Genomic DNA, 26,641 nt, shown 5'->3' on the forward strand with positions numbered 1-26,641 from the left:
TTAAATATCGTAAACTTACGATAACAACACTTTCCAAGCGCTTTCCACATCACTAAAACTTAAAAAGTCTTTTGCTTTTTTATGTTTTTGTTCAGTCGACAAAGAACTTAAATTATGTTGGTTTTTAAAAGCCTGAATGCTATTTTCCTCAGGTAAGTTTTCAACATTTCCCAAAAGACCCAAATCATTTCCTGTTAAAACAGCACTTTCTCTAACTGCTTTTGGTAAAGCGTCAACACCTATACCAAGGGTTGACAACGGTTTTGGAATTTCAAAAAATCCAGATTTTGCTCTGCTATAATAGCTACCTCCTGCTCTAGATACTAAATCTAATTTATTTTGGTCAATTGCACCATTTTCATCCAAGACATCTTCAGATACATGCATTTTAACCACTTCACAAATAATTAAATTACCTGCTCCTGCGTTTTCACCAAGATGCACGATCTGGTTAACTTTACATTCCATTTGCACTGGACTTTCGGCTACCCTAAATGGTTTTACCACATCTGATTTTAACATAGTCAGACCTGCTTTTTCAAATTCGTTTATACCTTCAGGATACTCTGTACTACTTAAAGACATTTGCTGTACAATATCGTAGTTGACCACATTAATTACAACCTCTTTAGTCGCTTCTGCATTAACCAATGTATGCTTAATAGTATTATCTCTAACACGTCTTGCTGGCGAAAAAATTAATATTGGTGGATTAGCACTAAACACATTAAAAAAACTAAAAGGCGATAAATTAGGTTTTCCGTCTGCATCTATTGTACTAGCAAAAGCTATTGGTCTAGGTGCAACAGCACTAAGTAAATAGCCATGTAATTTAGCTGTAGAGAATTCTTCTGGTGTAAATGATAACATAAAGGAGTATTGTTTACTACAAAAATACACAATCTGACGGTCAACTAAAAGGCAATTAGTAACCAACCTCCACAATAATATTAACAGAATTGCATTATATTAACACCAAAAACTAACAATCATGTTTTTTACAAAACATCGTCAGCTTATACGCTGGATAATTATTATTGCTTCATTTGCTATTATCTCTTTAATACTATGGAATACTTATGTGTTTTTTCAAAAATTTAAAGCAGAAGAACGCAGAAAAATGCAAACATGGTCCTATGCACAAAGTGATTTTTTAAATAGCTTTAGAAACGGGTTGGATGGCGAAGTAAACAATGTTACAACATTTATTATAACAGATTCCACCTCTACAACTCCAATGATTTTAGTATCTCCTAAAGGAGAAATAAGTAGCTTTAATAATTTAGATACTTTAGGAATAAAAAATGTTGATGCTTTTTTAAGAAAAAGTCAATTACAGTTTGAAGAAGAAAACCATCCTATTGCATTATCCTATTATAATAACAAAACTAATAGCGATGAGTCCCTTGGTATGCTATACTACGGAAACTCGCCACTTTTAAATAAACTAAAATATTATCCATTAGCGCTATTATTAATTATTGTCTTATTTGGAGCAGTGGTTTACTTTTTTTATCGCAGCTCTAAAATTGCAACTCAAAATAAATTATGGTCAGGAATGGCTAAAGAAACCGCACATCAAATCGGGACGCCTTTATCATCATTAATTGGTTGGACCGAAATTTTAAAAGGTGAAAACACTAATCCTGAATACATAAAAGAAATAGAAAAAGACATTAGTCGCTTGCAAACAATCACAGAGCGTTTTAGTAAAATAGGATCGCTTCCAACACTGAATAAGGTTGATATTGTTGCTGAAACCAAAGACGCTTATGACTATTTAAAAACAAGATCTTCAAGACTAATAAATTTTGATATCACTTTACCAGAACACCCTATATACGTTAATTTAAATACCCAATTATATGGTTGGACTATAGAAAATTTAGTTAAAAATGCTATAGATGCCATGAAGGGAAAAGGTGATTTGCATGTCAGTATCACACAGTTAGAACAACGTGTAAAAATAACTGTAACAGATACAGGAAAAGGAATAAGTAAAAACGAATTTAGTACTATCTTTGAGCCTGGTTATACAACTAAAAAACGTGGTTGGGGACTTGGCTTATCATTGGCAAAACGAATTGTAGAAGACTTTCATAATGGTCGTATAAAAGTTTTGCACTCTGAAAAAGGAAAAGGAACAACTATGCAGATTAGCCTAAAAACAATATAAATGTCTGATAGATTACTAACAATAAATACTGTTGATTTAAATAATAATTGCCCTGAATGCTTTAGCACTAAAGGACTGCAATTAACGTTTAAACAACGTTTTATTGAAACTTCTTTTTATAAAAGCATTACACAAGAGGTAAGTACGGAAATGAATTGCATTGTTTGTAATACTAAAATCTATCCAGCACGTTGGACGGATGACATTGAGCGCGTTTATGACTACCAGATGAAAGCTTTCCAGCCTAAAAAATCATCTAAAAAGTACAAAAGTCTATTTTGGATTTTGATTGGTGCAGCTACCCTTTTAATAGCTGCAATACTAAGCGTTTTAGTTTACCAATTATAAATTAGCAGCAATTGCTTTTGCTAAAGCTTCAAAATCTTCCTTTTGTAAAGACACTTTATTAATAAACCTTGCGTCTTCCATTGTATTTAATGGTATTAAATGTACATGTACATGTGGTACTTCTAAACCAATTACACTTACACCAACACGTTTACAAGGCACAGCTTTTTCTAAAGCTATTGCTACTTTTCTGGAAAATAGCATTAAGGCAGTGTATGTTGCTTCATCTAAATCAAAAAGTTTATTTACTTCTTTTTTAGGAATACATAAGGTATGTCCTTTAGCATTAGGATTAACATCTAAGAAGGCTAAAAAATCTTCAGTCTCGGCTACTTTATAACACGGAATTTCTCCGTTTACTATTTTTGTAAAAATGGATGACATATAGGTTTCGGTTTAGAAACTAAAGATAAAAAAAGATTCCTGCTAACCTGAAATTTGTTTCAGAATAAACAGGAATCTTCAAAAAATTTACATTTTTATATATTTCCGCTTTAGCGTTATTATTTAAATGAAATATTATCTACTAATTTCGACAATATCAAATTTAATAATACCACTTGGCACTTGTATTTCAGCAACATCACCAACTGATTTACCTAATAAACCTTTACCTATTGGGCTGTTTACAGATATTTTACCTGAGGCTAAATCTGCTTCGCCATCTGCTACTAAAGTATAATTCATTTCCATACCATTGGTTTGGTTTTTGATTTTTACTTTAGATAGGACTAATATTTTAGAGGTGTCCATTTGTGACTCGTCAATAACACGTGCTCCAGCCATTTGATCTTCTAGTTTAGCAATACGCATTTCTAGCATACCTTGCGCTTCCTTGGCTGCATCATACTCGGCATTTTCGCTTAAATCACCTTTATCTCTTGCTTCTGCTATTGCTCTAGAGGCCTTAACGCGCTCCACATCCTTAAGTTGCTTAAGCTCGTCACGCAATTTTTTTAACCCTTCTGCTGTATAATAAGATACTTTACTCATATTTTTTTCGTTTAAATAAAAAGACGCTAAAACAATTTAGCGTTAAACACAAAAATCTCGTCGACACGAGATTTTGTCTTACAAATATACAAAATATTTAACTCAACATTGTAATTGTTGTAAATTGCAATCCTAAAAAATTATTAAATTTATATGTTAAGGTCTTTAACTACAATAATATTATGCTTTGCGCTAATAACGTCATGTCAAAAAAACGATGATGCTGATAACAGCAATAATTTTATACCAAATATTAATTTTGACACTTTTAATTCCATAAACACAACTTTACCACAATATAATGACTTGCAGTTTCCTGGTGGTAGTATTGTTATCAATGGTTTTGGGTATAATGGCATTGTCATTTATTACACAGGTAACACTTATTATGCTTTTGAAATTACAGATCCTAATCACGTCCCTTCAGACTGCTCTTTACTAACTGTTGAAAGTGGTATTGCAACTTGTAATTGCGATGATGGTAATAGTTATAGCGTTGCTGGTGGAGGTGTTCCTTTTGATGGCACTAATGGACAATATAGTTTAAAACCTTACTTTGTAGAGGTTAATGGAGATGTTATTAGAGTTTACAATAACTAAAAAAGCACCTCTAATTTAGAGATGCCTTTAAAGGGTTGTTGTAAAAATTATTGGTTAAAATTTTAAGGTTACACCTGCTAAAAAGTTAGTGGTTGCTTGTGGGTAGTAAAAATTTTCTGTGATTGGTGCATCATTAGAGTTTTCTGGTCTATAAAAATAGCTATACGTATAACCATTAGATACATATTTATTATTAAACACATTGTTAACCAATACATTAAAAGCGATTTCTTTAATCCAAGTTGGTTTGATACGATAAGACACATTTAAGTTGTTTACAAAATAGCCATCCATACTTTTACTATCACTTGACGTGTTGTCTAAATATTGTTGCCCAACATACTTAGATAATAAAGCGATGTTAGCATTTTTAATTGGCGAGTAGGTTAATGTGCTACCAAATATTACGTTTGGCGAAAATGAGATATCTGTATCATTATAAGTTGTCACAACAGCATCATAAGATACTGTATCAAATGTACTAGGATCATACTGCGTGTCATAAACGACATAATCAAACGCTTTAATTTTATTTTGACTAAAAGTTGCATTAGCATCAATCCTAAATTGATCCGATAATTTATATCCTGTTTGTATCTCGATACCAGCTCTGTAACTATCTGCTACATTTTGTCTGATTGGATCACCAACATCATCTAAATCTCCTGTTAACACTAATTGATCTTTATAATCCATATAGTATAAATTAGCGTTTAAGTAAAACTTAGAATTTTGTAATTTATAACCAAACTCAAAATCATGTAACTGTTCCGATACTGGCTTGATTGGATTTTTTGTTAAATCGTCACGATTTGGCTCTCTGTTACCTACAGCGTAAGATCCATACACATTACTATTATTATTAATCCTGTAGGTTAATCCCATTTTTGGATTGAAAAAATTATACGTTTCTTTTACATTAATATCTAGTAAATCTGAGCTTGTTCCAACAGACTCATAATCAACCGTTCTATATTGTAAATCTAGTAATGCAAATAAATTTGAATTGATATTATACTCGGCTTTTAAGTACGTATTAAAATCTTGTTTATCTCCATAACTAAAATAATAATTGCTTCTTACAGGTATTGGTGTTTCAAATGAATCCCAGATAACTTCACCAAAATGATCCCCTTTATAAGAATTATATCCACCACCTAAATATAAATTTAACTTATCCTTTTTATAGTTAAGTGAATATACAATTGCTGTAAAGTTATTATCTAACCAACGTCTTCTAATGACATCACCTTCGTCTGAAGCATTTGCATTATTTGGGAAATAGTCACCTAATTCCTCACCATCTTTATATTGTTCATAATAACCTTTACCTGTTGTAAAATTACCAGAAATATTAGCAGAAAATATAGAGTTAAATTGGTGAGAAGCATGTAATTGATAATGTGTTTGTTGATAGCTATCAATTTCATTATCATAAGTGTAGTAATTATATGTTCTTCCTGAATTTAATAAATTTTCAGCTTCTGCATCACTTGGATAATTTCTATCAATAAAAGCCTGAATTCCTTCTAAATCGTTATTAACAACTGCTTCTGGTGTTCCGTACCAAGACTGGTAAGTCTCTTCTTTTCCTCCAAAAACAATAGCTTTTATGGATGTTTTTTCGTTAACAAAACCAGCTTCTGTATAATAACTATTTAAGTCTGCTCTAGCTCTATCAATATATCCATCACTTTGTATATTGGATAATCTAGCTTCAGCATAAAAATTATTTTTAATTCCAGAACCAATACTAATATTATGTTTTCTAGTTCCAAAACTACCTACTGCGTTAGTTGTTGTAGCATAACCATCAGTCGATGGATTAAGTGTTTTTAAGTTTAAGCTAGCTCCAAAAGCACCAGATCCATTGGTAGATGTTCCAACACCACGTTGTAATTGAATATCCTCAACAGAACTTACAAAATCAGGCATATTAACCCAGAATGTCCCTTGACTTTCTTGGTCATTGTAAGGTATTCCGTTGATAGTCACATTGACACGTGTCGCATCACTACCTCTAACTCTAATCCCTGTATAACCAACACCTGCTCCTGCATCACTTGTTGTTACTACAGATGGTAATTGATCTAATAATACTGGTAAATCCTGACCAAGATTTATAGATTCTAACTCTTCTTTTGTGATGTTTGAAAAAGCTACTGGTGTCTTATCCTTTGCTCTAGTAGCAGATAGTAACACTTCATCAAGTTTTGTGATTTTTGTAGAGTCCGACTCAACTGTTTTTTTGTCTTGTGCGTTAACACTGACCGATAACACTAATAGTGTTAAAAAAAGAAATAAATTTTTCATTACGATTAAATTACTAATCGAATAAAAAGAGGTAATTATTCTTAATTGTTATTAATTAAAATTTGTAAAATACAGACTATCTATACATTACATAGTAACACAAAAAATGTGTTTCAAATTTCCTAAACAGCATTACCTGTTCTAGGTTCAATGGGTATGATCTCAGCCGATATAGGCACCCCTTTTTTGAGAACGCTGCAAAGGTAGATTAGAATTTTGATTTATGAAATATGATTCTTGATTTTTTTTCAAAGAATAATCTACGCAATAATTAATATTGTTAAAATACAATTAAGACTTATATAATAAGCTACTCTATTTTTGGTTTTTTTCGATTAGCTTTTATATCTGAGTTGTGTTTTTTGTTTTTTAAGCGTTTACGAATAACTGCTCTTGGGATTTTGGTTGGTTTACGCTCTGGATCTACTTGTAAAGCTTGTTGCAAAATAGCAATTGCACGTTTTATAATAATCCCTTTATTTTTTAATTGACTTCTAGTGTCTCCACATTGCAATAATAATACCTGATCTTTAGTTAGCCTAGTTGCTAATTTTGATATAATCCGTTCTTTTTGGTCGTTTGCAAGAACTACAGAGTCATTAATAGAAAAACTTAACTCTATTTTAGTAGCAACCTTATTGACATGCTGTCCACCACTACCAGAACTTCTGATAGCTTTAAGGTTAAATTCTTTCTCTAAAGCTTGTTTGTCTAACACGTTATAAGACTTGATGTGTTGGTTTTAGTAAGTCATTAACCGTTTTTACTGGATTGAAGGTAACTAAAGGTACTTCCACAAAAATAGTATTCCAATTGGACATACTTCCGTTCCAAAGTCCTGGCAACTCTAACGCTTTAATATCTTTTCCAACTTTTGTTTTCATAGTAATAAAAGTTGTTTGGTGGTCAACAAATTTTTGAAGATCATACGTTTCGCCTTTATAGTTTTTTATACTACAAACAATGTCTACAGGATTAAAATGCGTCGCTTTTTTTAAGATGTTTTTTTGTTCTTTATCCTTTTTGTTAATTTGAGCAGATTCTACTATTTGCAAAGACAGATTTGCACCTTCATCTTTAACCCAAAATGGACCTCCTCCTGGCTCTCCTTCGTTTTCAACCATACCACAAATACGGATTGGTCTGTCTAGTTTATTTTTTAAATAATCTATTTGATATGCTGTAGAATATTTTTCAAATTCAGGAGAAATTACAACATTCATTTTACAAATCAAAAACTCTGCGATTCCAACTATATCCTCATGCGACAATTGCTTTGTATCTAAATCTTTGGCATACTTAAACGCTTGCTTTTTTATATTAATCAATAAACCTGCTAGCATTTTTTTAGACTTAGCGACTTCTTCTTCATATTTATAAACTACAACATTATCAATATTTTTAATAAAAATAATATCAGCATCAAAGTCGTTTAGGTTTTCAAGTAAAGCACCATGACCAGATGGTCTAAAATATAGCTCGTGATTGTCCTCTCTAACAATTTCATTTTTTGCTGAAACTGCTATTGTATCTGTAGATTCTTTTTGATAAGAAAAAGAAATATCAAATTTAGTATTGGTTTTGCTTTCAACTATTTGTTGAATTCTAGCAAACTCAGCATCAAACTTTTCTTTATGTTTTTCTGAAATAGTAAAATGAAGAGAAGCTTTACCATTTGAGGTCGCGTACAATGCAGCCTCAAATAAATGCTCCTCAAAAGCGCTTGCTAAATGATTTTTATATTTATGAAACGGTAATAATCCTTTTGGAAAAGCACTAAAAGCTAATTGATCATCGTTTAAAATAGCTTTGATAAACGCAACCAATTTTTCATCGTTTGATAATTTATTATAGTTTTTGTTTTGTGACTTTAAATAGGTTATTACTAGATTATAAAAAGGTAGTTTTTCTAACCCAATAAAAAATAAAGATAACTCTGAAGCCTTAAATTTATTTACATAAGCATTTATACTTTGCTTTTTAGGCTTAAAATCCTTGATAAAATCAAATAAAAATTTAAACATCCTGGTCGCTGCTCCAGAAGCAGGAACAAATTTGACAATTTTGATTGCTTCTTTTTGAGCATCATAAACCTTTATTAAACCCGATTTCTCTTGCTCAGAAAACTTAAGTATTCCGTCTTCAATAGTTGCTGCTCTTTCTAAATTAATGAAGGGTAATCCTGTTTTAAGCAACTGTAATTGTTGCTCTACCTTTTTAAGTGTTAATCCTTTTTTTTCTATGAAAATTTTATCTGAACTATTAAACTGCATCATTATGTTTTGCTAATAATAAATCTATATGTTTTATGGCTAATTGTAATCTTGTTTTCTTATCTCCTTTTAATAATACATAAGGTCGATTATATTTTATTAATGTAGATTTAAACGTTTCAAACATTGCTTCTCTTTCTTCAGGCTTGTCCCTTAAATCATCCGCTTCCCAAGGTGTATCAATATACGTTAAAAAGTATAAATCATAAGTATTTTTTATAGCATATTTTTCTAAAACTGGATTGCAAGTCCCAGAGTAATAGGTTTCAGAGTATACTTTAGTCTCTAATAAATCAGTATCACAAATTAGTACAGATTCTGTTTTTTTTGCCAAACGGTTTTCCATACTCATTTGACCCATAGCTATTGGAAGTAAATCGTGAGTTTCGCAGGTTTTACGTTCGTTATTCCATTTATTTTGTAAATAATCTCTAGCATATTCGGGTACCCAAACGGAATGATAATGCCTAGCTAATTGTTGAGATAACGTCGTTTTTCCAGTAGATTCTGGTCCAAACAAAACTATTTTTACACAGTTTGCAGGTTGCTGTTCAAGTGTTTTTTCCATTGTAAATAACCAAATATTGCAATTACTGTAAATCCTAAATACTGAAAAGAAGTAAACGTAAATCCTTTATAAAAATATAAAGGAACAGAGATAATATCTCCAATAATCCAGTAAATCCAGTTTTCAATTTTACGTTTAGCCATCAACCACATACCAACAAAAAATATTGCAGTAGTAATGGTATCAACATATGCCACCCAACTAGTCCACTTATCAAATGTTTTATAAACTACAAACACAAATAACATAGTTGCTAAAAAAATAATTACACTTAATTTTTTTTCCTTTTTTGAGGTAACAGAAATAGGTGTAACGTGTTGATCGTCCACTTTTCTTGTCCATATATACCAACCATAAACACTCATTACAAAATAATAAGCGTTAATCATCATATCTCCTAACAGACCCCATTTTAATAATAAATACACAAAAATTAAGGTACTTATCATACCTGTAGGAAACACCCAAATTTTATTTTGTTTAGAAAACAATACAGATAAAAAACCAAAAATTACAGCAATAATCTCTAAAACCACATCTGTTGTTTCGTATTCAAAATATTGCCCAAAAAGGAAATCAAAAATGTGGCTCATAATCGCTTCTGTCTGTTTTTACAACTTTAATAGTTAGTACACATATGTCTTGATTTTCAAACGAAGCTTTAATCTTTTCGTTTAAAAAAGGCATCAACTGGTCAAATTCGCCAAAAACCTGAGTACTTAATGGGTTTTCTAAAACCGTAAAATTAGAGTCACGTAAAGCTTTAATAAAATCAATAACGTGCTGCTCATAATTATTACTTAATGGTGACAAAGTTAAATCTACCGATATTTTCATGGTTTATAGTTTTAATTCTTCAAAAAAGTCATGGTTTTCTTCAAAAGCAGTACCAATTACTACTAAATCTGCTCCTGCACTATAAGCGTTATCCAATTGTTGTTTGCTTCTAATACCACCTCCAACTATTAAAGGGATTGTTAAATCTTGTTTCACAAACTTAATCATTTGTAATGGTACAGGGTGTAATGCTCCACTTCCAGCTTCTAAATAAATAATTTTTTTACCCATTAATTCACCTGCTTTTGCTGTATCAGCAACTAAAGTATGCAAAGCAGTTGGGATCGGTTTACTTTTTGTTACTTTTTGGACCGCAGTTTCTTTTCCATTTTCAATCAAAATATAACCAGTTGGAATAACCTCCAAGTCGGTATTTTTTAAAATAGAAACCGCTTCAATTTGTTTTTCGATTAAATATTTAGGGTTTCGACCAGAAATTAAGGACAAAAACAAGATAGCGTCAGCATCCTTTGATATTTGCGTTACATCACCAGGAAATAGCACAATGGGTAATTTAGTTAGTGGTTTTAAAGCAGCAACTAATTTTTGCGTCACTTCCAACTCAACTGTACTACCACCAACAAAAACATGTGTTATTACGGAGTGATTAATTTTATTGGCAAATTGCGATAATAATTTAATATCAAATTTATCAGGATCAATTAGTATAGCTAATAATTTTTCTTGTTTCGCTTTCGCGGAAAGTATGTCGTTGTAAACACTCATTATTCTATAACATAAGCACAAGTAAAACCTTCAAACTCTAAGTAATTGGCAGTATAACGTTTTTTTAAACCCTTATAATCTATCCAACAAACCGTTTGGGCATCAATTATAGAAAACGGAATTACCAAAAAATGTTCCTTAAACAACATTCCTGGAGTTGCAAACAATTTGTATAAAGATTCCTTTATTCCCCAAATAACAGTTAGTTTATTAATATAATCAGAAGCTTCTTTATCCAAATATTCAAACTCGTACGCCACAAACTTTTTAGCAATAACTGCTATTTTTTGGCGCTGTCTTTCTATATCTATACCAACTTCTGTATCGCTAATAATAACGCCAGAAAATGTAAAGCTATGGGTTATAGATATATACTTTCCATCCTTTAAATGTGGTTTGCCATTCGCGTCATAAAATAAATCATGATCGGTATAACCAAAAGCATTAAGCAAGTGTCTAACACTTAAAAAACCACGTTGATGCAGCTCACTTTTCATACCTAAGACACGATCTAAACTCTCTGGTTTTAAATCTAATCCATTGATTAATTGGTCATAAGACTCTTCAATCTTCCAGATTTTAACAGTAGTTTGTGAATTTGGAGTAAGGGTTTTATATAGAGGCATTTAATATTCTAAATTCTATTAGTTATCTTTGCAAAGCCTAAGGCGAAATATGCATTTTTGTTAAGCGAATTTAACCATTTTAAGTGCTAATTCCCAAAGGTGTTTCATTTATAAAATAAAGAGAGAAATAATATGAGTACAAAAAACGTTGCTTACGTGCCTAATAAGGTAAAAGACATGTCGCTTGCGGCTTGGGGAAGAAAAGAAATTAATTTAGCCGAAGCAGAAATGCCAGGTTTAATGAGTTTACGTGAAGAATACAAAAACGAACAACCTTTAAAAGGAGCACGTATTGCTGGATGTTTACACATGACTATCCAAACTGCTGTTTTAATTGAAACTTTACAAGCTTTAGGAGCAGAAGTTACTTGGAGCTCTTGTAACATTTTCTCTACACAAGATCAAGCTGCTGCTGCAATTGCAGATGCAGGTACAGCTGTGTACGCTTGGAAAGACATGACTGAAGAAGAATTTGATTGGTGTATCGAGCAAACCTTATTTTTTGGAGAAGACCGTAAGCCATTAAACATGATTTTAGATGATGGTGGAGATTTAACTAACATGGTTTTAGATAAATACCCAGAATTATCTGCAGGAATTAAAGGATTATCTGAAGAAACTACAACAGGAGTACACAGATTATACGAGCGTGTTAAAAACGGTACATTAACAATGCCAGCAATTAACGTAAACGATTCTGTAACTAAATCTAAATTTGACAACAAATACGGATGTAAAGAGTCTGCAGTAGACGCAATACGTCGTGCAACAGACATTATGTTAGCAGGTAAACGTGTAACTGTTTGTGGTTATGGAGACGTTGGTAAAGGTACTGCTGCGTCTTTTAAAGGTGCTGGAAGTATTGTAACAGTAACAGAAATTGACCCAATTTGTGCATTACAAGCAGCAATGGACGGTTTTGAAGTTAAAAAACTAGAAACAGTTGTTGGTAATTCTGATATAATCATTACAACTACAGGTAACAAAGACATTGTACGTGCAAAGCATTTTGAAGCAATGAAAGACAAAGTAATCGTAGCAAACATCGGTCACTTTGATAACGAAATCCAAGTAGGATGGTTAAACAAAAACCATGGTCATACTAAAGACACAATCAAACCTCAGGTTGACAAATACAACATTGATGGTAAAGATATTATCTTACTTGCCGAAGGACGTTTAGTTAACTTAGGTTGCGCAACAGGACACCCTAGTTTTGTAATGTCTAACTCATTTACAAACCAAACGTTAGCACAAATCGAACTTTGGAAAAATAGCGATAAATACGAAAACGACGTATATATGTTACCAAAGCATTTAGACGAAAAAGTAGCTAAATTACATTTAGAAAAAATTGGTGTAGAGCTAACAGAATTAGCAGATTACCAAGCTGATTATATTGGTGTTAAAGTTGAAGGACCATACAAGCCAGAACATTACAGATACTAATCAAAGCGTCATTGTAAGTCACTTTTTAGTGATCTAACAATCACATACTTTATAATTACATATTAAATCCCAAGCAGCAATGTTTGGGATTTTTTTTTGTTTTATGGCAATTTGTTTTTGGAAAAAAACCAAAAACAAACACGCTTTCCGTTATATCTTTTTCTCGTGCCTCAAAAAAGGATGCCACTACAATCCTTATTGCAAACTAATCCGCAAAAACACAGTTCTTCTAGTAAAATGGTTTAACTTTTGTAAAGTCATGTTCGTTTTAAGTATCTTCACAAGACAAAAACAAGACCATGTCCATACAAAAACTTACTACAGCCATAAATAATTTAGAGCATCACATAATAAATTACGACCAATCAAACCCTAAAGTATCTAAAAGCAATATAGCTTGGCATATAGACCACAGTCTTAAAGTAATAAACAACGTAAGTATTGCTACCAATACATCAGACCCAAAACAATTTAAAAATAACTTTACACTTTTAGGAAAAGTCTTTTTTATATTAGGCTTTTTCCCCAGAGGAAAAGCAAAAGCGCCAAAACATGTACTACCACCAGAAAATATTACTAAAGCAGATTTACTACAACAAATTACATTAGCAAAATCTAATATTGCTACACTAACAAACTTAGACAAAAACGCCTATTTTAAACACCCTTTATTTGGACACATAAACACCAAACGTGTACCCAGATTTTTACTGATGCACACCAACCATCATTTAAAAATTATAAACGACATACTAAAACAACAAAAAACCCTTTCTAAATAAATAGAAAGGGTTTTATTTTTTTAGGAAATAAAATTATTAAGCTTGGAAAGGCTCAATAGAAACGTAAGACTTGTTGTCTCTTTTCTTTGTAAATTTTACTAAACCATCAACTTTAGCATGTAAAGTGTGATCTTTTCCTTGGTATACATTTTCACCTGGGTGATGTGTATTACCACGTTGTCTTATGATAATGTTTCCAGCAATAGCAGCTTGTCCACCAAAAATCTTAACGCCTAAACGTTTTGATTCTGATTCTCTACCATTCTTCGAACTACCAACCCCTTTTTTGTGAGCCATGATCTTAAGTGTTTAAATTGTTATACTTAAAGTGATTTAGCAATTACGCTTTACCACCATCTAATTCGTCTTGCCATTTCTTTAACTCATCCCACTTACCATCAGCAGCTAATTGAGCTTGTGCTGGCCATGTGTCAGTTACGTGATTACCACGTACACCTGCGATAATTTCAGAAATTTTAGCTGCATCAGTTTTAGCTAATTCAGCAAAAGTAGCGATTCCTGCTTCAACTAAGGTTTCAGCAATTTTTGGTCCAATACCTTCAACTTTTTTCAAGTCGTCAGCTTTTCCTGATGCTTTAGCAGCCTTTTTAGGTGCAGCTTTAGCTTCTACTTTTTTAGTTTCTTTTTTTGGAGCAGCTTTTTCAGCTTTCGCTGCTGGCTTAGCTCCTGAAGCTACTATACTTTCAATTACGATTTCAGTTAAGGCTTGTCTGTGTCCGTTTTTCTTACGGTAACCTTTTCTTCTTTTCTTCTTGAAAACAATAACTTTATCACCTTGAAGGTGCTTTAAGACTTTTGCACTTACTTGTGCTCCGCCTATAGCTGGGGCGCCTACAGTTATGTTAGAACCATCTGCAATTAAAAGGACATTGTCAAAAGACACTGCTTCTCCTTCTTCTGTTGCTAAACGGTTAACAAAAACTTTTTGGTCTTTTTCAACTTTAAATTGATGCCCTGCTATCTCTACAATTGCGTACATAGCGTAACGTTTTTATTAATTAGTTTATATAAAATAATCTCATTTTCCTTAGAAAACGGATGCAAATATACTTCTAATTAATTAATCTACAAACCTTTTATTGTTTTTGAGGCATATTTCTGCTATTTTTAAATAGTTGCATACAAGTAAGTGTAATAACTACTGTTGTGGCAAATCCCATAATCGCAACAACAAAAGCAACCAAGCCAATTTGTACATTATAATCGCTTTTAAAAACGGTTAATAATTTCTTCAAAAATTCAGTATCAACTTCTGTAGCATAAAAGGTGAAAAATACTGTAAACAAAATCGCTGCTATAAAACCTGCAATGATACCTACGGTAAAACCGCCTGTGTAACTAAACTTATCAGCTTGTTGTAATTTATAATACTTTATAGTTTCATAAATACCAAAACCTGTTATCACACCATTAAATAAACTAAAAAAAGGATTAGTATGTAAATTAAACAAAGACAGGATTAAAAAAAAGGCAATTAAACATGCGCTTATAACTAACCCAAATCTTATAGGAAGGGAAATATTTTTCATATTAATTTATGGTTTTTGGTTAATAATCCCTTTAAATTTCGTGAAAATGGAACCAAATTTTTATAATTTGATGTTAATTTTCAATAAATTAAGCAGTAATACATGGTTGTATTGTTATTTTTGTTAAAACTGTTGTAACAAAAACATACAACAGTATACTAATACTTAAACTGATAAATTAAATAATCAAACACATGAAAAAAAGTTTATTCTCATTAGCTGCTTTGCTTTTAGCTGGTTTTTCTGCTACAGCACAAGAAGTTAACTACGAAGAGTATGATTTAGACAATGGTTTACACGTTATCTTACATCAAGACAACTCTGCTCCTGTAGTAACTACCTCTGTAATGTACCATGTTGGTGCAAAAGACGAACAGCCAGATCGTACAGGTATGGCTCACTTTTTTGAACACCTTTTATTTGAAGGTACTGAAAACATCGATCGTGGTGAATGGTTTAAAATTGTAACTTCTCAAGGAGGAAGTAATAACGCAAACACAACTGACGACAGAACGTATTATTACGAAGTTTTCCCTTCTAATAGCCTAGAATTAGGATTATGGATGGAATCTGAGCGTTTAATGCACCCAATTATTAACCAGATTGGTGTGGACACTCAAAATGAAGTTGTAAAAGAAGAAAAACGTTTACGTGTAGATAATTCTCCTTATGGTAAATTTATCGAAAATGTTAAACTTAACATCTTCAAAAAACACCCTTATAAAGGAACAACTATTGGAAAAATGGAGCATTTAGATGCTGCTTCTTTAGAAGAGTTTCAAGCGTTTAACAAAAAATTCTACGTACCAAATAACGCTGTATTAGTTGTTGCTGGTGATATAGATATTGCCTCTACAAAAAAGATGATTAAAGACTATTTTGGACCAATCCCAAGAGGAGAAGATATAGTTAGAAATTTCCCTAAAGAGGACCCAATTACTGAGACTATTAAAGCAACAGCTTACGATGACAACATACAAATCCCTGCAATTATTGCTGCTTACAGAACACCAGCAATGACAGATAGAGATGCTTATGTGTTAGATATGTTATCTAGTTATTTAAGTTCTGGTAAAACATCTAAATTGTATAAAAAAATTGTTGATGACAAAAAAATGGCTGTACAAGTTGGTGCTTTTAACCAAAGTCAAGAAGATTACGGGACATACATTATCTACGGTTTACCTTTAGGTGAAAATACTTTAGATGGTTTATTAGCCGAAATTGATGAAGAATTAGTTAAGGTACAAACTGAATTAATGTCTGAAAGAGATTACCAAAAACTTCAAAACCAATTTGAAAACAATTTTGTAAGTTCAAATTCAAGCATTTCTGGTGTAGCAAACTCATTAGCTCGCTACTATATGCTTTATAAGGATATTAGTTTAATTAACAACGAAATTAAAATCTACAGATCTATTACTAGAGAAGAGATTCAAAATGTTGCTAAAAAATATTTAAATCCTAACCAACGTGTTGTTTTAGAATATTTACCAAGTAAAGACGAAAAATAAAAAAGAAATTTCAATAGATATGAAAACAAAAATAACAGCCTTATTAGCGGTATTGTTTATATCAATTTCGGCAACAGCCCAAATAGACAGATCTAAACAACCAGAACCAGGTCCTGCACCAACCATTACTTTAGAAGTCCCTGGAGAGTTTGAACTAAAAAATGGACTAAAAGTTTTAATTGTTGAAAACCATAAACTTCCAAGAGTATCATACGCTTTAACTATAGATAACCAACCAATTACAGAAGGTGATAAAGCAGGTGTATCTGCAATGTTAGGTGCCATGTTAGGAAACGGTACAACTAACATCCCGAAAGATGTTTTTAATGAAGAGATTGACTTTTTAGGAGCAAGCCTTGGGTTTAGTTCTGATGGAGCATATGCTAGTGGTTTATCTAAATATTCTGAACGTATTATGGAATTAATGGCAGATGCAGCTATGAATCCATTATTTTCTCAAGAAGAATTTGATAAAGAAAAAGCACTTATTCTAGAAGGTTTAAAAAACAACGAGAAAAGTGTAGATGCTGTAGCAGGTCGTGTAGGAAGCGCATTATCTTATGGTAATAACCACCCTTACGGAGAATATATTACTGAAGAAACTGTAAATAATATTACAATTGATAATGTTAGAGCATTTTACCAAAAATACTTCAACCCAAACAATGCATACTTAGTAATTATTGGTGATGTAGATTTTAAGACAGTTGAAAAGCAAGTTAAAAAATACTTCAAAAAATGGGATAAAGGAATCGATTTTACAACAAATCTAGTTACTCCTAATCCAAACCTAGCAAGTACGCAAATCAATTTTGTAGACATGCCAAATGCTGTACAATCAAACATATCATTAACTAATAACGTAACGTTAGAAATGAATGATCCTGATTACCATGCAGTATTAATTGCTAATAAAATTTTAGGTGGTGGTTTTAACAGCTACTTAAACATGAATTTACGAGAAGCAAACGGTTGGACTTATGGAGCACGTTCTAGTATTGGTGCATCTCGTTTTGGCGCGTCAAGATTTACAGCTGGAGCTGAAGTAAGAAACACTGTTACTGATAGTGCAGTTGTAGAGACTTTAAAAGAAATTAAAAGAATAAAATCAGAACCTGTTACTGCTGAAGCATTAGCTAATGCAAAAGCGAAGTATGTTGGAGATTTTGTTTTAGCTTTAGAAAGCCCTCAGACAATTGCTAGATACGCATTAAGCATTAAACTTAATAAATTACCATCTGACTTTTATAAAACGTATTTATCTAAAATAAATGCAGTAACTGTAGAGGATGTACAACGTGTGGCTAACAAATACTTTAAGCCAGAAAATGCACGTATAATTATAGTTGGAAAAGGTAGTGATGTCATCCCTGGATTAGAAAAAACAGGAGTACCAATTAAGTACTTTGACAAGTTTGCAAATCCAGTTGAGAAACCAGAATTTTCTAAACCAATTCCTGATGGCGTAACTGCTAAAACGGTAATAGACAACTATATTACAGCTATTGGAGGAACCAGCAATATTAACATGGTAAACTCTGTAAAAATGGATGGTGATTTTGTTATCCAAGGAGCTCCACCATTGACAGTAGAAATAAAGAAAACTAAAGACAATAAAGAGTCTATGGAAGTTGCTATGCAAGGTATGGTAATGATGAAGTCTAAATGGAACGGTACAGCTGGTTACAGAGAGCAACAAGGTCAGAAAATGCCTTTATCAGACACTGAAGTATCAGACAAAAAAGCTGAAGCTGGAATGTTTCCAGAAACAGCATATGATATGGCTAATGTATCATTAGTAAGTATTGTTGATATTGATGGAGCAGATAGCTACAAAGTAAAAGTAATGAAAGGTGACGATGCGTCTTACCGTTATTATGATGTTGCATCAAACTTGTTAGTTCAAGAAGAAAGCACAACTAAAGCGCAAGGACAAGAAGTTACTACAACAGTAAAGTATGATAACTACTCTGAAGTAAACGGAGTAAAATTTCCTTACGCACAGACTATCATAGCTGGACCACAAACAATGTCTATGAATATTAAAAATGTAAAAGTAAACGAAGAAGTTACTGATGCAGATTTTAACTAGTATACATTACAATTAAACTAAAAATCCGAAGCTTAAACGTTTCGGATTTTTTTTGCTTTTCTATTAGCTAAATACACACCAATTAAAATAATTAAAGTCCCAATAATTTGTGTCACACTAAAACTTTCTCCATCCATCAAGCCCCAAACTAAAGCAACAATTGGCATAATATAAGTCACAGAAGACGCAAATACAGGAGTAGACATTTGCACCAAAGTGTTAAACAATACTTTAGCCAAAGCAGTCCCAAAAAAGGACAAAATAACAACGTAACCAATTGCATTTGTAAAATCTGAATTACTAAAGTTTGCTACATTAAAAAAGTCTGCAAAAATTAAAACAACTAAAGCAGGTATAAAAATAACAACATAATTACCTACAGCTATTGCCAAAGGTTTTACCTCTTGTAAATAGCGCTTGATAATGTTAACATTTATGGCATACATAACCGTAGACCCTATTACAAATCCTGCATACCAATAATTTTGATTTGGGTTTAAATCTGCACCTTCTAAGATCAAGATAGACGTACCTACAAACCCTATTATTACTCCAACCACCTGCTTAGTAGAGCTCGCAATTTTAAACACAGCAGCACCAATTAAAACAGTATTTAAAGGCACCAAACTATTTAAAACAGACACAACTGCACTATCTATTTGGGTTTCGGCAATTGCAAAGAAAAACGCAGGAATAAAAGACCCTAAAAAGCCCGAAATCGCAATCCATTTCCAATCCGTTTTTTTAATTAAACGTATCTTTTTATAACCTGCCATAAACAAAAACAACCCTGTTATTAAAGTACGCAAAGCACCTAATTGATAAGCATTTAAACCCAACAAAGCCTTCTTAATTAAAATAAAAGACGTTCCCCAGATAAGAGACAAAACAAGTAAATACACCCATTTTTTACTATTATTATTATTTTGCATAGCTAAAATTTACGATACAAAAATCCAATATAAAAAGCAATAAAGCATATTATTTAGTAATTTTGTAACTATTAAACAATAATTAAATTTTATTAAAATGAAATCATTTAAACATATACTAGTACTAGTTGCAATAACAGTATTAACATTTAGTTGTAAAAACGAAGCTGAGCCAGAAGTTATGACATCACCTTCTGCTTCAGAAACTACAGAAGTAACAAAAAAAGCAGAAATTAATCCCAATGCTAAGTTAGCTAAAGCTGAATTTAAAATCGAAGGTATGACTTGCGCAATGGGTTGTGCAAAAACTATTGAGAAAAAAATGGCTAAAATGGAAGGTGTAAAATCTGCAATTGTAGATTTTGATCGCGAATTAGCAATGGTAGAATATGATGAAGCATTAGTAACTCCTGCATCATTAGAAACTACTGTTACAAGTGTTGCTGACACCTATAAAGTAAAAGACATGCATACAGTAGATGCTTTTTCTACCGCAAAAAAAGAATGCACAATGAAGTGTAAAGAAGATTGCACTAAAAAAGACTGTAAAGATTGTGCTGCAAAAACTGCAGAATGCAAGAAAAAATGTGCTAACAAAACTGAAGCCGAAAAATTAGCTTGTGCTAAAGACTGCAAAAAAGCATGTTGTACAGACGCTAAAAAAGCTTAACAATTATTACCTTATTTAAATATGAAAGCCTTGAAAATTCAAGGCTTTTTTTTATTCTTATTTTTTTTTGTGATTTAAGGATGTGTTTAAATAATCAAAATTACTTCCATTGGACACTTTCCATTATACGCTTAATATCTTTTTGAAGATAATTAGCAGCAGGTAATATCGAGTCATAATTAGGCTTAGCATAAAAATATAATGACCCAGTTAAAAAATGATTTATACTATCCGTTATATAAAACTGAGATTGTGATGCTGCATTACCACCAACTTCATAAAACATTCCATACACTTTATTCACAGGGTTTTCCCAAACAACCTCTTCAATAGCATCTGCTTTTTTGGTATGTTCTTGAGTAAAATTTTGAGCATTTTTAAGATACTTAACTAAGCGCTCTTTACCATCTATTGCTTTATAAGTTAGATATATGGTTCCTTTTAATTTTTTATACTCAATATTAAGTCCAAAACTTTTTACATCATCTTGTAAAGGCTTATATATTATGGTATCACTTTGCATGTTTCGATCAAAAGCAAAAGGCAAATCTTGATTATACATTTTATAATCTGCTTGAGGATACTCTAACCTTAGATACCCTTTTGGCTTTGGTATTGGGTCGTTTCCACAACTTGTTAGTGTTACAAAGGTTAAAAGGAAGATTATTAAATGTCTCATGATATATGTACTTAGGCAATAATAATTAGCCTTTATATTTTATTATTTAGGGCAAGGTAACCTTGACACGTTTTATACGTTTTTTATCTAATGCTTCAATTGTAAAAACATAGTTTTCAAACTGTATTTTGCTGTTTCGTTTAGGAAAACCTCCAGAATTTTCTAAAATAAAACCAGCAATAGTCTCAGCTTCACCTTTATTGTCTTCAAAAACTGTATCGTTTTCTAACTTAATAATTTTATAAAAATCTTTTAACGCTGTTTTACCTTCAAAAGCATAATTTTTATCATCAAGCTTTGAAAACACTAAGTCTTCGTCATCAAACTCGTCACTAATATCCCCTACAATCTCTTCAATAATATCTTCTAATGACACTAATCCAGATGTTCCTCCATACTCATCAACAACTACAGCAAGATGTACTTTTTTCTCTTGGAATTCTGCCATTAAATCGTCTAATTTTTTGTTTTCTGGAACAAAAAATGGCGCTCTTAATAAGGTAGTCCAATCGAATGTTTGTTTATCAATGTAGGGTAATAAATCTTTAACATACAATACGCCAACGATATTATCCATACTATCTTTATATACTGGTATTCTGGAGTAACCGTTATCTATAATTTCCGGAATAATCTCGCTATATGGTTGTTCCACATTTAATGCAAAGACATCAATACGTGGTTGCATAACTTGCTTAGTATCTGTGTTACCAAAACTTACAATCCCTTGTAATATTTTTTGTTCTTCTTTAGTGGTGTCATGCTCACTTGTTAGCTCTAATGCTTGTGACAATTGATCCACACTGATATTAGATTTTTGCTTTCCTAATCTATTATGAATTATCAGCGTAATACTGCGCATTGGCAAACTTAAAGGCGAAAAAAACACATCTAAAACACCTAATGGATACGCCATAAATGTCGCAAATTTTAGATTGTTACGACTAGCATATATTTTAGGTAAAATTTCTCCAAAAAGCAATATTAAAAAAGTAATGACTACTACTTCCACTATAAATTTAACTAACGCAGAATTTATACCTGCAAACAAATAGTTACCTAAAAAGGCAAACAGTATTACAATACCAATATTTATAAAATTATTGGCTACTAAAATGGTTGCTAATAGTTTTTTAGGTCTAACTAGTAGTTTAGAAATTATCTGTATTTGTTTTTTACCTTGTAATGCTTCGTCTTCAAGATCAGATTTTGTTAATGAAAACAATGCCACTTCTGCTCCTGAAATCATAGCAGAACAGATTAACAATACAACTAAAAGTACAAAACCAAGTACAATATTGATATTATCAGAAATTACTAATGCTAAAAAACTCGAGGGTTCAGGATCCATAATCACTTATTAAAACGGTAGATCGTCTTCGCTAGAGGCTGAAGACGTTTGTTTTGGAATATCGGCTTTTGGTGCTTGTTGCTGTTGTACAGCTGGTGTTGCTGGAGCTGCCTCAGGATCACGCTTTGTACTTAAAAATGTAAAGTCAGACACTTGTATCTCTGTACTATAACGATCATTCCCAGATTCGTCTTGCCATTTTCTAGTTTTTATGCGTCCTTCAACATAAACCTTATCACCTTTTGTTAGATATTTTTCACAAATTTCAGCAGCTTTATTGCGCACTACTATATTATGCCAATCCGTATTAGTAACACGCTCGTTAGTTTGCTTGCTAACATAAGTCTCGTTGGTTGCTAAAGGAAAACGTCCAACACAACCACCTCCTTCAAAGTAGTGCATTTTAACTTCATCTCCTAAATGCCCAATTAGCATAACTTTATTTAATGTTCCTGACATAAGTAGTTTTTTTTCTAATACAAAATTACAGCTTTAAGCTTCAATGTAAATAAATTTAATAAAAAATATTGAGGCGTTAACAGTAATGATTTAAAAATTAAATTTTTCGATAAAATTACCTATCAATATTGGCACTGGAAAATCCTTTATTTTATCAAAAGCAATACCTTCTGGAAGTTTACTATCTAACGATACAATCCAAAATTTAGTGTATAAATGCTGATGGGATAATTTATGTACTATTGCTTTTTCGTTATACAAAGACAATTCTAAAAATTGTTCTTTTAATGGTGCAATCAATTTAATTTGCTCCTCAATACTATCAAAAGACGCCTCTTTATCAGTTTCTATTAAAGGAAATTGATATAAATTTTGCCAAATCCCACTACCTAATCGCTGTTGTAAAACCGTTTTACCATCCTTAGAAAGCATCACAATAAAGTTAAAATACTTCTTGGTAACCTTAGCACTTTTAATTTTTACAGGTAAATCAGTAATTACAGCTTTTTCTAAAGCAACACATGTGTTGTTAAAAGGACAATTATTACAATCTGGATTTTTAGGCTTACACAGTCTTGCACCAAACTCCATTATGGCTTGATTAAAAGTAGCAGGTTGCTTAACATCAATTAATTGTTGTGCTAACATCTTAAACTCTTTAAAACCTTTACCTGTATTAATAGGAGTGTAAATACCATAAATCCTAGACAATGCTCTATAAACATTACCATCAACAACTGCAGTAACTTCATTAAAACTAATAGAAGCAATTGCACTTGCTGTATAATCACCTACTCCTTTTAGTTTAATAATGTCATCAAAAGTGTCCGGAAACTGTCCATCAAGCTCATCTACTATGTATTTAGCTGAAGCGTGCAAATTTCGTGCTCTAGAGTAATAACCTAATCCTTGCCATAACTTTAACACCTCTTGTTCCTCAGCCTTAGCTAAGTCAAAAACAGTAGGGAAATTGGTAGTAAAAGCGGTGTAATATGGCAAGCCTTGAACGACTTGTGTTTGTTGTAAAATAATTTCGGAAAGCCAAATATAATAAGGGTTTGTAGTGTTACGCCAAGGCAAATCTCGTTTATTATCTGTGTACCAATTAATTAATTGTTTTGCAAAGTTCATTTATTAGAAAAAAGTAAGAAAAGCAAAAGTAAAGTTTATCGCATTAAATTTTAATGAATTAGGTTTGAAATATTGAATATTAAATGCCTATATTTGCCAACCCTTAGAAAAATTAATAACGCAAACAAGAAAAGAAAATGACTAAAGCTGATTTAGTAACAAAGATTTCTGAAAAATTAGGAATAGAAAAAGGAGATGTTCAGGCAACTGTAGAGACTTTTATGGAAGAAGTTAAGACATCTTTAGAAGGAGGTGATAATGTTTACCTTAGAGGATTTGGTAGCTTTATCATTAAAACAAGAGCAGAAAAAACAGGAAGAAATATTTCAAAAAATACGACTATCAAGATTCCTGCTCACAACATACCAGCGTTTAAACCTGCAAAAGTATTTGTAGAGGGTGTAAAAACTAACGTAGACGTAAAGTAAAAAATATTATAAACGAATTATTAATTTAAAAACATTAACCCTATGCCAAGTGGTAAGAAACGTAAAAGACACAAGGTTGCAACGCATAAGCGTAAAAAACGTAGACGCGCTAATCGTCACAAGAAGAAGAAATAGTACCAAAAAGTAGTTTATATAACTACTTTTTTGGTTTATTAAAATTATCGTTCTTTGAAAATAGAGTTTATTATAAATATGTAAAACCTTGCGTGTTTTTAAACTCAAACGGATTTAAAAAATCCTGTGATTATCATACCTTTTTTTATTTAAAAAAAAGGTATGATATATTGTATAATCCATCTATACTTAGTTGTATGGATAAAAATTAACCTTAAATGGATAAAGAATTAATTATTAGATCTAGTCCAGAAGCTGTTGATTTTGCCTTATTAAAAGATGGAAAATTAGTTGAATTACATAAAGAGGAAGATGGGAACAACTTTGCGGTTGGTGATGTGTTTATCGCCAAAATAAGAAAAGCTGTTCCAGGACTAAATGCAGCATTTGTCAATGTTGGTTATGAAAAAGATGCATTTTTGCATTATCATGATTTAGGACCAAAAATGTCATCTCTTTTAAAATTCACAAAAAGTGTAAGCACAGGTAAACTAAAAGATTTTTCTTTAAAGGATTACCCATTTGAAAAAGATATTGATAAAGACGGAAAGATTACTGACGTCTTAAAATCAAATCAGTCTATTTTAGTACAAATAGTTAAAGAACCAATATCTACTAAAGGCCCAAGGATCAGCTCAGAGCTGTCCATAGCTGGTAGATATATTGTTTTAGTGCCATTTTCTGATCGAATTTCTATTTCGCAAAAGATAGAGAGTAAAGAAGAAAAAGAACGCTTAAAACGCTTGGTAAGGAGTATAACTCCTCCTGGTTTTGGAGTTATTGTACGAACAGTAGCAGAAGGCAAAAAAGTAGCCGAACTAGATAAAGATTTACAAAATTTGCTTAGTCGTTGGACAGCAATGTGTAAAAAATTGCATAAAGCAAATCATCCTACCAAAGTATTAGGTGAGTTAAATAAAGCCTCTTCTATTTTAAGAGATATATTTAACGACACTTTTACAGGGATTCATGTAGATGATGAAGCATTACATGCACAAGTCAAAGATTACGTGCAACAATACGCACCAAAAAAAGAATCAATAGTCAAATTACATCAGTCTAATATTCCTATTTTTGAAAAATTTGGAATAGAAAGACAAATAAAAACTGCTTTTGGTAAGACGGTCTCTATGGCTAAAGGTGCATACCTTGTCATCGAGCATACTGAAGCGCTTCACGTCATTGATGTAAATAGTGGTAATAGATCAAATAAATCAAACTCTCAAGAAGACACAGCACTTGAAGTAAACTTAATATCTGCTTCAGAAGTAGCACGACAATTAAGATTACGTGATATGGGTGGAATTATTGTGATAGATTTTATTGACCTAAATACTGCTGAACATAGAAAAAAACTTTACAATCATCTTCGTGACGAAATGAAAGATGATCGTGCCAAACACAAAATATTACCTCCTAGTAAGTTTGGATTGATTCAAATTACACGTCAAAGAGTAAGACCAGAAATGAATATTAAAACAAGAGAGGAAAATCCTAACAGTTTTAATGGAGAAGAAGTCGAAGCACCAATTAACATTGTGCCTAAAATAACTCACGACATAGAACAAATATTTAAAAAAGACTATAAGAAGGTGACTTTAAACACACATCCTTTTATAGCAGCCTTTTTAACAAAAGGTTTTCCATCAATTCGTTCAAAATGGTTTTTTGAACACAAAAAATGGGTTAAAATACAACCAAGAGATGCTTACACATACCTTGAATATCATTTTGTTGACAAAGATGGTAATCAAATTAAATAATAAAAAAGCCTACTATTTTATAGTTAGGCTTTTTTTTTGCAACAAAGTGTATAATAAAATTAGTATGTCAATCTTCTCATACTTAAGAATACTATCATAATACTATTTATAATAACAAAACTTAATAGTTTACAAAGCTACAAAGACTTTAAAACAGCTATAAATTAAAATAGCCTTACTAATCTTAGTAAGGCTATTTTTTGGTTTTTAATTGGTTGTTAAACTAGTGTTTATTGTTGTTGTGGT

Annotated in this window: 29 protein-coding genes; 10 read left to right on the plus strand and 19 right to left on the minus strand. The window is 31.7% G+C overall.

All coding sequences use genetic code 11. From position 1 onward, the window contains the following. Positions 1 to 15: 15 nt before the first annotated feature. Positions 16 to 870 (minus strand): flavin reductase family protein, encoded by an 855-nt coding sequence (locus tag B2989_RS10250; protein WP_292948076.1) that lies wholly within the window; start codon positions 868 to 870, stop codon positions 16 to 18. 121 nt (positions 871 to 991) lie between these two features. On the opposite strand from B2989_RS10250, the gene B2989_RS10255 reads away from it, so the two are divergent. Together B2989_RS10255 and B2989_RS10260 are read left to right on the plus strand one after the other, a co-directional pair. Further along, the gene (locus B2989_RS10255; RefSeq protein ID WP_292948078.1) at positions 992 to 2,176 is read left to right on the plus strand and encodes a sensor histidine kinase; all 1,185 of its coding nucleotides are present in this window, start codon (positions 992 to 994) and stop codon (positions 2,174 to 2,176) included. Next, on the plus strand, positions 2,177 to 2,524 hold the full coding sequence (locus tag B2989_RS10260; RefSeq protein WP_145004201.1) for a hypothetical protein: 348 nt from the start codon (positions 2,177 to 2,179) through the stop codon (positions 2,522 to 2,524). On the opposite strand, the gene B2989_RS10265 is transcribed toward B2989_RS10260, so the two are convergent. Together B2989_RS10265 and greA are read right to left on the minus strand one after the other, a co-directional pair. Beyond that, on the minus strand, positions 2,519 to 2,908 hold the full coding sequence (locus B2989_RS10265) for an HIT family protein (RefSeq protein WP_292948079.1): 390 nt from the start codon (positions 2,906 to 2,908) through the stop codon (positions 2,519 to 2,521). The two genes, B2989_RS10260 and B2989_RS10265, sit on opposite strands and share 6 nt — an antisense overlap. A gap of 135 nt (positions 2,909 to 3,043) precedes the next feature. Continuing rightward, a complete protein-coding gene (gene greA / locus B2989_RS10270; RefSeq protein ID WP_145004207.1) occupies positions 3,044 to 3,517 on the minus strand; it encodes a transcription elongation factor GreA in 474 nt (157 codons plus the stop codon). Between the two features lie 153 nt (positions 3,518 to 3,670). Between greA and B2989_RS10275 the strand changes: the two genes are divergently transcribed. Continuing rightward, positions 3,671 to 4,117, plus strand: coding sequence for a hypothetical protein (locus B2989_RS10275; protein WP_292948080.1), 447 nt, complete (start codon positions 3,671 to 3,673; stop codon positions 4,115 to 4,117). Between the two features lie 54 nt (positions 4,118 to 4,171). Here B2989_RS10275 and B2989_RS10280 read toward each other — a convergent pair whose 3' ends face one another. The 8 genes from B2989_RS10280 to B2989_RS10315 form a co-directional block, all read right to left on the minus strand. Next, positions 4,172 to 6,430: a TonB-dependent receptor gene (locus tag B2989_RS10280; RefSeq protein ID WP_292948081.1), complete on the minus strand. Its 2,259-nt coding sequence runs from the start codon at positions 6,428 to 6,430 to the stop codon at positions 4,172 to 4,174. A 310-nt stretch (positions 6,431 to 6,740) separates the two neighbouring features. Continuing rightward, a complete protein-coding gene (gene arfB, locus B2989_RS10285; RefSeq protein ID WP_145004215.1) occupies positions 6,741 to 7,148 on the minus strand; it encodes an alternative ribosome rescue aminoacyl-tRNA hydrolase ArfB in 408 nt (135 codons plus the stop codon). Position 7,149: 1 nt separating this feature from the next. Further along, positions 7,150 to 8,706 carry a DUF4301 family protein gene (locus B2989_RS10290; protein ID WP_349676217.1) on the minus strand — a complete coding sequence of 519 codons (1,557 nt, stop codon included), beginning with the start codon at positions 8,704 to 8,706 and terminating at the stop codon, positions 7,150 to 7,152. After that, positions 8,693 to 9,271, minus strand: coding sequence for an ATP-binding protein (locus tag B2989_RS10295; RefSeq protein ID WP_292948082.1), 579 nt, complete (start codon positions 9,269 to 9,271; stop codon positions 8,693 to 8,695). Before B2989_RS10295 ends, B2989_RS10290 begins: the two co-directional genes overlap by 14 nt. Beyond that, positions 9,232 to 9,864, minus strand: a complete 633-nt coding sequence (gene pnuC / locus B2989_RS10300; RefSeq protein ID WP_292948083.1) for a nicotinamide riboside transporter PnuC — start codon at positions 9,862 to 9,864, stop codon at positions 9,232 to 9,234. Before pnuC ends, B2989_RS10295 begins: the two co-directional genes overlap by 40 nt. Next, complete coding sequence (locus B2989_RS10305; RefSeq protein ID WP_292948084.1) at positions 9,848 to 10,108, minus strand: hypothetical protein; 261 nt, start codon at positions 10,106 to 10,108, stop codon at positions 9,848 to 9,850. Before B2989_RS10305 ends, pnuC begins: the two co-directional genes overlap by 17 nt. A 3-nt stretch (positions 10,109 to 10,111) precedes the next feature. Continuing rightward, positions 10,112 to 10,834: a geranylgeranylglyceryl/heptaprenylglyceryl phosphate synthase gene (locus B2989_RS10310; protein ID WP_348661679.1), complete on the minus strand. Its 723-nt coding sequence runs from the start codon at positions 10,832 to 10,834 to the stop codon at positions 10,112 to 10,114. Next, on the minus strand, positions 10,834 to 11,460 hold the full coding sequence (locus tag B2989_RS10315; protein ID WP_292948085.1) for a 4'-phosphopantetheinyl transferase family protein: 627 nt from the start codon (positions 11,458 to 11,460) through the stop codon (positions 10,834 to 10,836). The genes B2989_RS10310 and B2989_RS10315 overlap by 1 nt, the downstream gene beginning before the upstream one ends. 132 nt (positions 11,461 to 11,592) lie before the next feature. On the opposite strand from B2989_RS10315, the gene ahcY reads away from it, so the two are divergent. Together ahcY and B2989_RS10325 are read left to right on the plus strand one after the other, a co-directional pair. Next, complete coding sequence (gene ahcY / locus B2989_RS10320; RefSeq protein ID WP_292948086.1) at positions 11,593 to 12,909, plus strand: adenosylhomocysteinase; 1,317 nt, start codon at positions 11,593 to 11,595, stop codon at positions 12,907 to 12,909. A gap of 299 nt (positions 12,910 to 13,208) precedes the next feature. Then, on the plus strand, positions 13,209 to 13,691 hold the full coding sequence (locus B2989_RS10325) for a DUF1569 domain-containing protein (protein ID WP_292948087.1): 483 nt from the start codon (positions 13,209 to 13,211) through the stop codon (positions 13,689 to 13,691). A gap of 36 nt (positions 13,692 to 13,727) precedes the next feature. Here B2989_RS10325 and rpmA read toward each other — a convergent pair whose 3' ends face one another. The 3 genes from rpmA to B2989_RS10340 all read right to left on the minus strand — a co-directional run bounded on the left by rpmA (position 13,728) and on the right by B2989_RS10340 (position 15,241). After that, a complete protein-coding gene (gene rpmA / locus B2989_RS10330) occupies positions 13,728 to 13,988 on the minus strand; it encodes a 50S ribosomal protein L27 (RefSeq protein WP_028283192.1) in 261 nt (86 codons plus the stop codon). 43 nt (positions 13,989 to 14,031) lie between these two features. Next, on the minus strand, positions 14,032 to 14,691 hold the full coding sequence (gene rplU, locus B2989_RS10335) for a 50S ribosomal protein L21 (RefSeq protein WP_145004235.1): 660 nt from the start codon (positions 14,689 to 14,691) through the stop codon (positions 14,032 to 14,034). A gap of 97 nt (positions 14,692 to 14,788) precedes the next feature. Then, complete coding sequence (locus B2989_RS10340) at positions 14,789 to 15,241, minus strand: DUF4199 domain-containing protein (RefSeq protein ID WP_292948088.1); 453 nt, start codon at positions 15,239 to 15,241, stop codon at positions 14,789 to 14,791. 194 nt (positions 15,242 to 15,435) lie between these two features. On the opposite strand from B2989_RS10340, the gene B2989_RS10345 reads away from it, so the two are divergent. Both B2989_RS10345 and B2989_RS10350 read left to right on the plus strand, forming a co-directional pair. Next, positions 15,436 to 16,755 (plus strand): M16 family metallopeptidase, encoded by a 1,320-nt coding sequence (locus tag B2989_RS10345; protein WP_292948089.1) that lies wholly within the window; start codon positions 15,436 to 15,438, stop codon positions 16,753 to 16,755. Positions 16,756 to 16,774: 19 nt separating this feature from the next. Then, positions 16,775 to 18,847, plus strand: coding sequence for a M16 family metallopeptidase (locus tag B2989_RS10350; protein ID WP_292948090.1), 2,073 nt, complete (start codon positions 16,775 to 16,777; stop codon positions 18,845 to 18,847). 32 nt (positions 18,848 to 18,879) lie between these two features. Here the strand turns inward: B2989_RS10350 and B2989_RS10355 are convergent, their stop codons facing one another. Further along, a complete protein-coding gene (locus B2989_RS10355; RefSeq protein WP_292948091.1) occupies positions 18,880 to 19,779 on the minus strand; it encodes a DMT family transporter in 900 nt (299 codons plus the stop codon). 97 nt (positions 19,780 to 19,876) lie between these two features. Between B2989_RS10355 and B2989_RS10360 the strand changes: the two genes are divergently transcribed. Beyond that, on the plus strand, positions 19,877 to 20,449 hold the full coding sequence (locus B2989_RS10360; RefSeq protein ID WP_292948092.1) for a cation transporter: 573 nt from the start codon (positions 19,877 to 19,879) through the stop codon (positions 20,447 to 20,449). Between the two features lie 100 nt (positions 20,450 to 20,549). On the opposite strand, the gene gldD is transcribed toward B2989_RS10360, so the two are convergent. The 4 genes from gldD to mutY all read right to left on the minus strand — a co-directional run bounded on the left by gldD (position 20,550) and on the right by mutY (position 24,069). Then, the gene (gene gldD, locus B2989_RS10365; RefSeq protein WP_292948093.1) at positions 20,550 to 21,128 is read right to left on the minus strand and encodes a gliding motility lipoprotein GldD; all 579 of its coding nucleotides are present in this window, start codon (positions 21,126 to 21,128) and stop codon (positions 20,550 to 20,552) included. Between the two features lie 46 nt (positions 21,129 to 21,174). Next, the gene (locus B2989_RS10370; RefSeq protein ID WP_292948094.1) at positions 21,175 to 22,479 is read right to left on the minus strand and encodes a gliding motility-associated protein GldE; all 1,305 of its coding nucleotides are present in this window, start codon (positions 22,477 to 22,479) and stop codon (positions 21,175 to 21,177) included. A gap of 9 nt (positions 22,480 to 22,488) precedes the next feature. Continuing rightward, positions 22,489 to 22,938, minus strand: coding sequence for a single-stranded DNA-binding protein (locus B2989_RS10375; protein WP_292948095.1), 450 nt, complete (start codon positions 22,936 to 22,938; stop codon positions 22,489 to 22,491). A 90-nt stretch (positions 22,939 to 23,028) separates the two neighbouring features. After that, the gene (gene mutY / locus B2989_RS10380; RefSeq protein WP_292948096.1) at positions 23,029 to 24,069 is read right to left on the minus strand and encodes an A/G-specific adenine glycosylase; all 1,041 of its coding nucleotides are present in this window, start codon (positions 24,067 to 24,069) and stop codon (positions 23,029 to 23,031) included. 137 nt (positions 24,070 to 24,206) lie between these two features. On the opposite strand from mutY, the gene B2989_RS10385 reads away from it, so the two are divergent. Both B2989_RS10385 and B2989_RS10390 read left to right on the plus strand, forming a co-directional pair. Then, the gene (locus B2989_RS10385) at positions 24,207 to 24,497 is read left to right on the plus strand and encodes an HU family DNA-binding protein (RefSeq protein ID WP_028283181.1); all 291 of its coding nucleotides are present in this window, start codon (positions 24,207 to 24,209) and stop codon (positions 24,495 to 24,497) included. Between the two features lie 353 nt (positions 24,498 to 24,850). Continuing rightward, on the plus strand, positions 24,851 to 26,395 hold the full coding sequence (locus tag B2989_RS10390) for an Rne/Rng family ribonuclease (RefSeq protein WP_145004263.1): 1,545 nt from the start codon (positions 24,851 to 24,853) through the stop codon (positions 26,393 to 26,395). Positions 26,396 to 26,641: the final 246 nt, after the last annotated feature.

The organism is Olleya sp. UBA1516 (assembly GCF_002323495.1).
Lineage (GTDB): Bacteria > Bacteroidota > Bacteroidia > Flavobacteriales > Flavobacteriaceae > Olleya.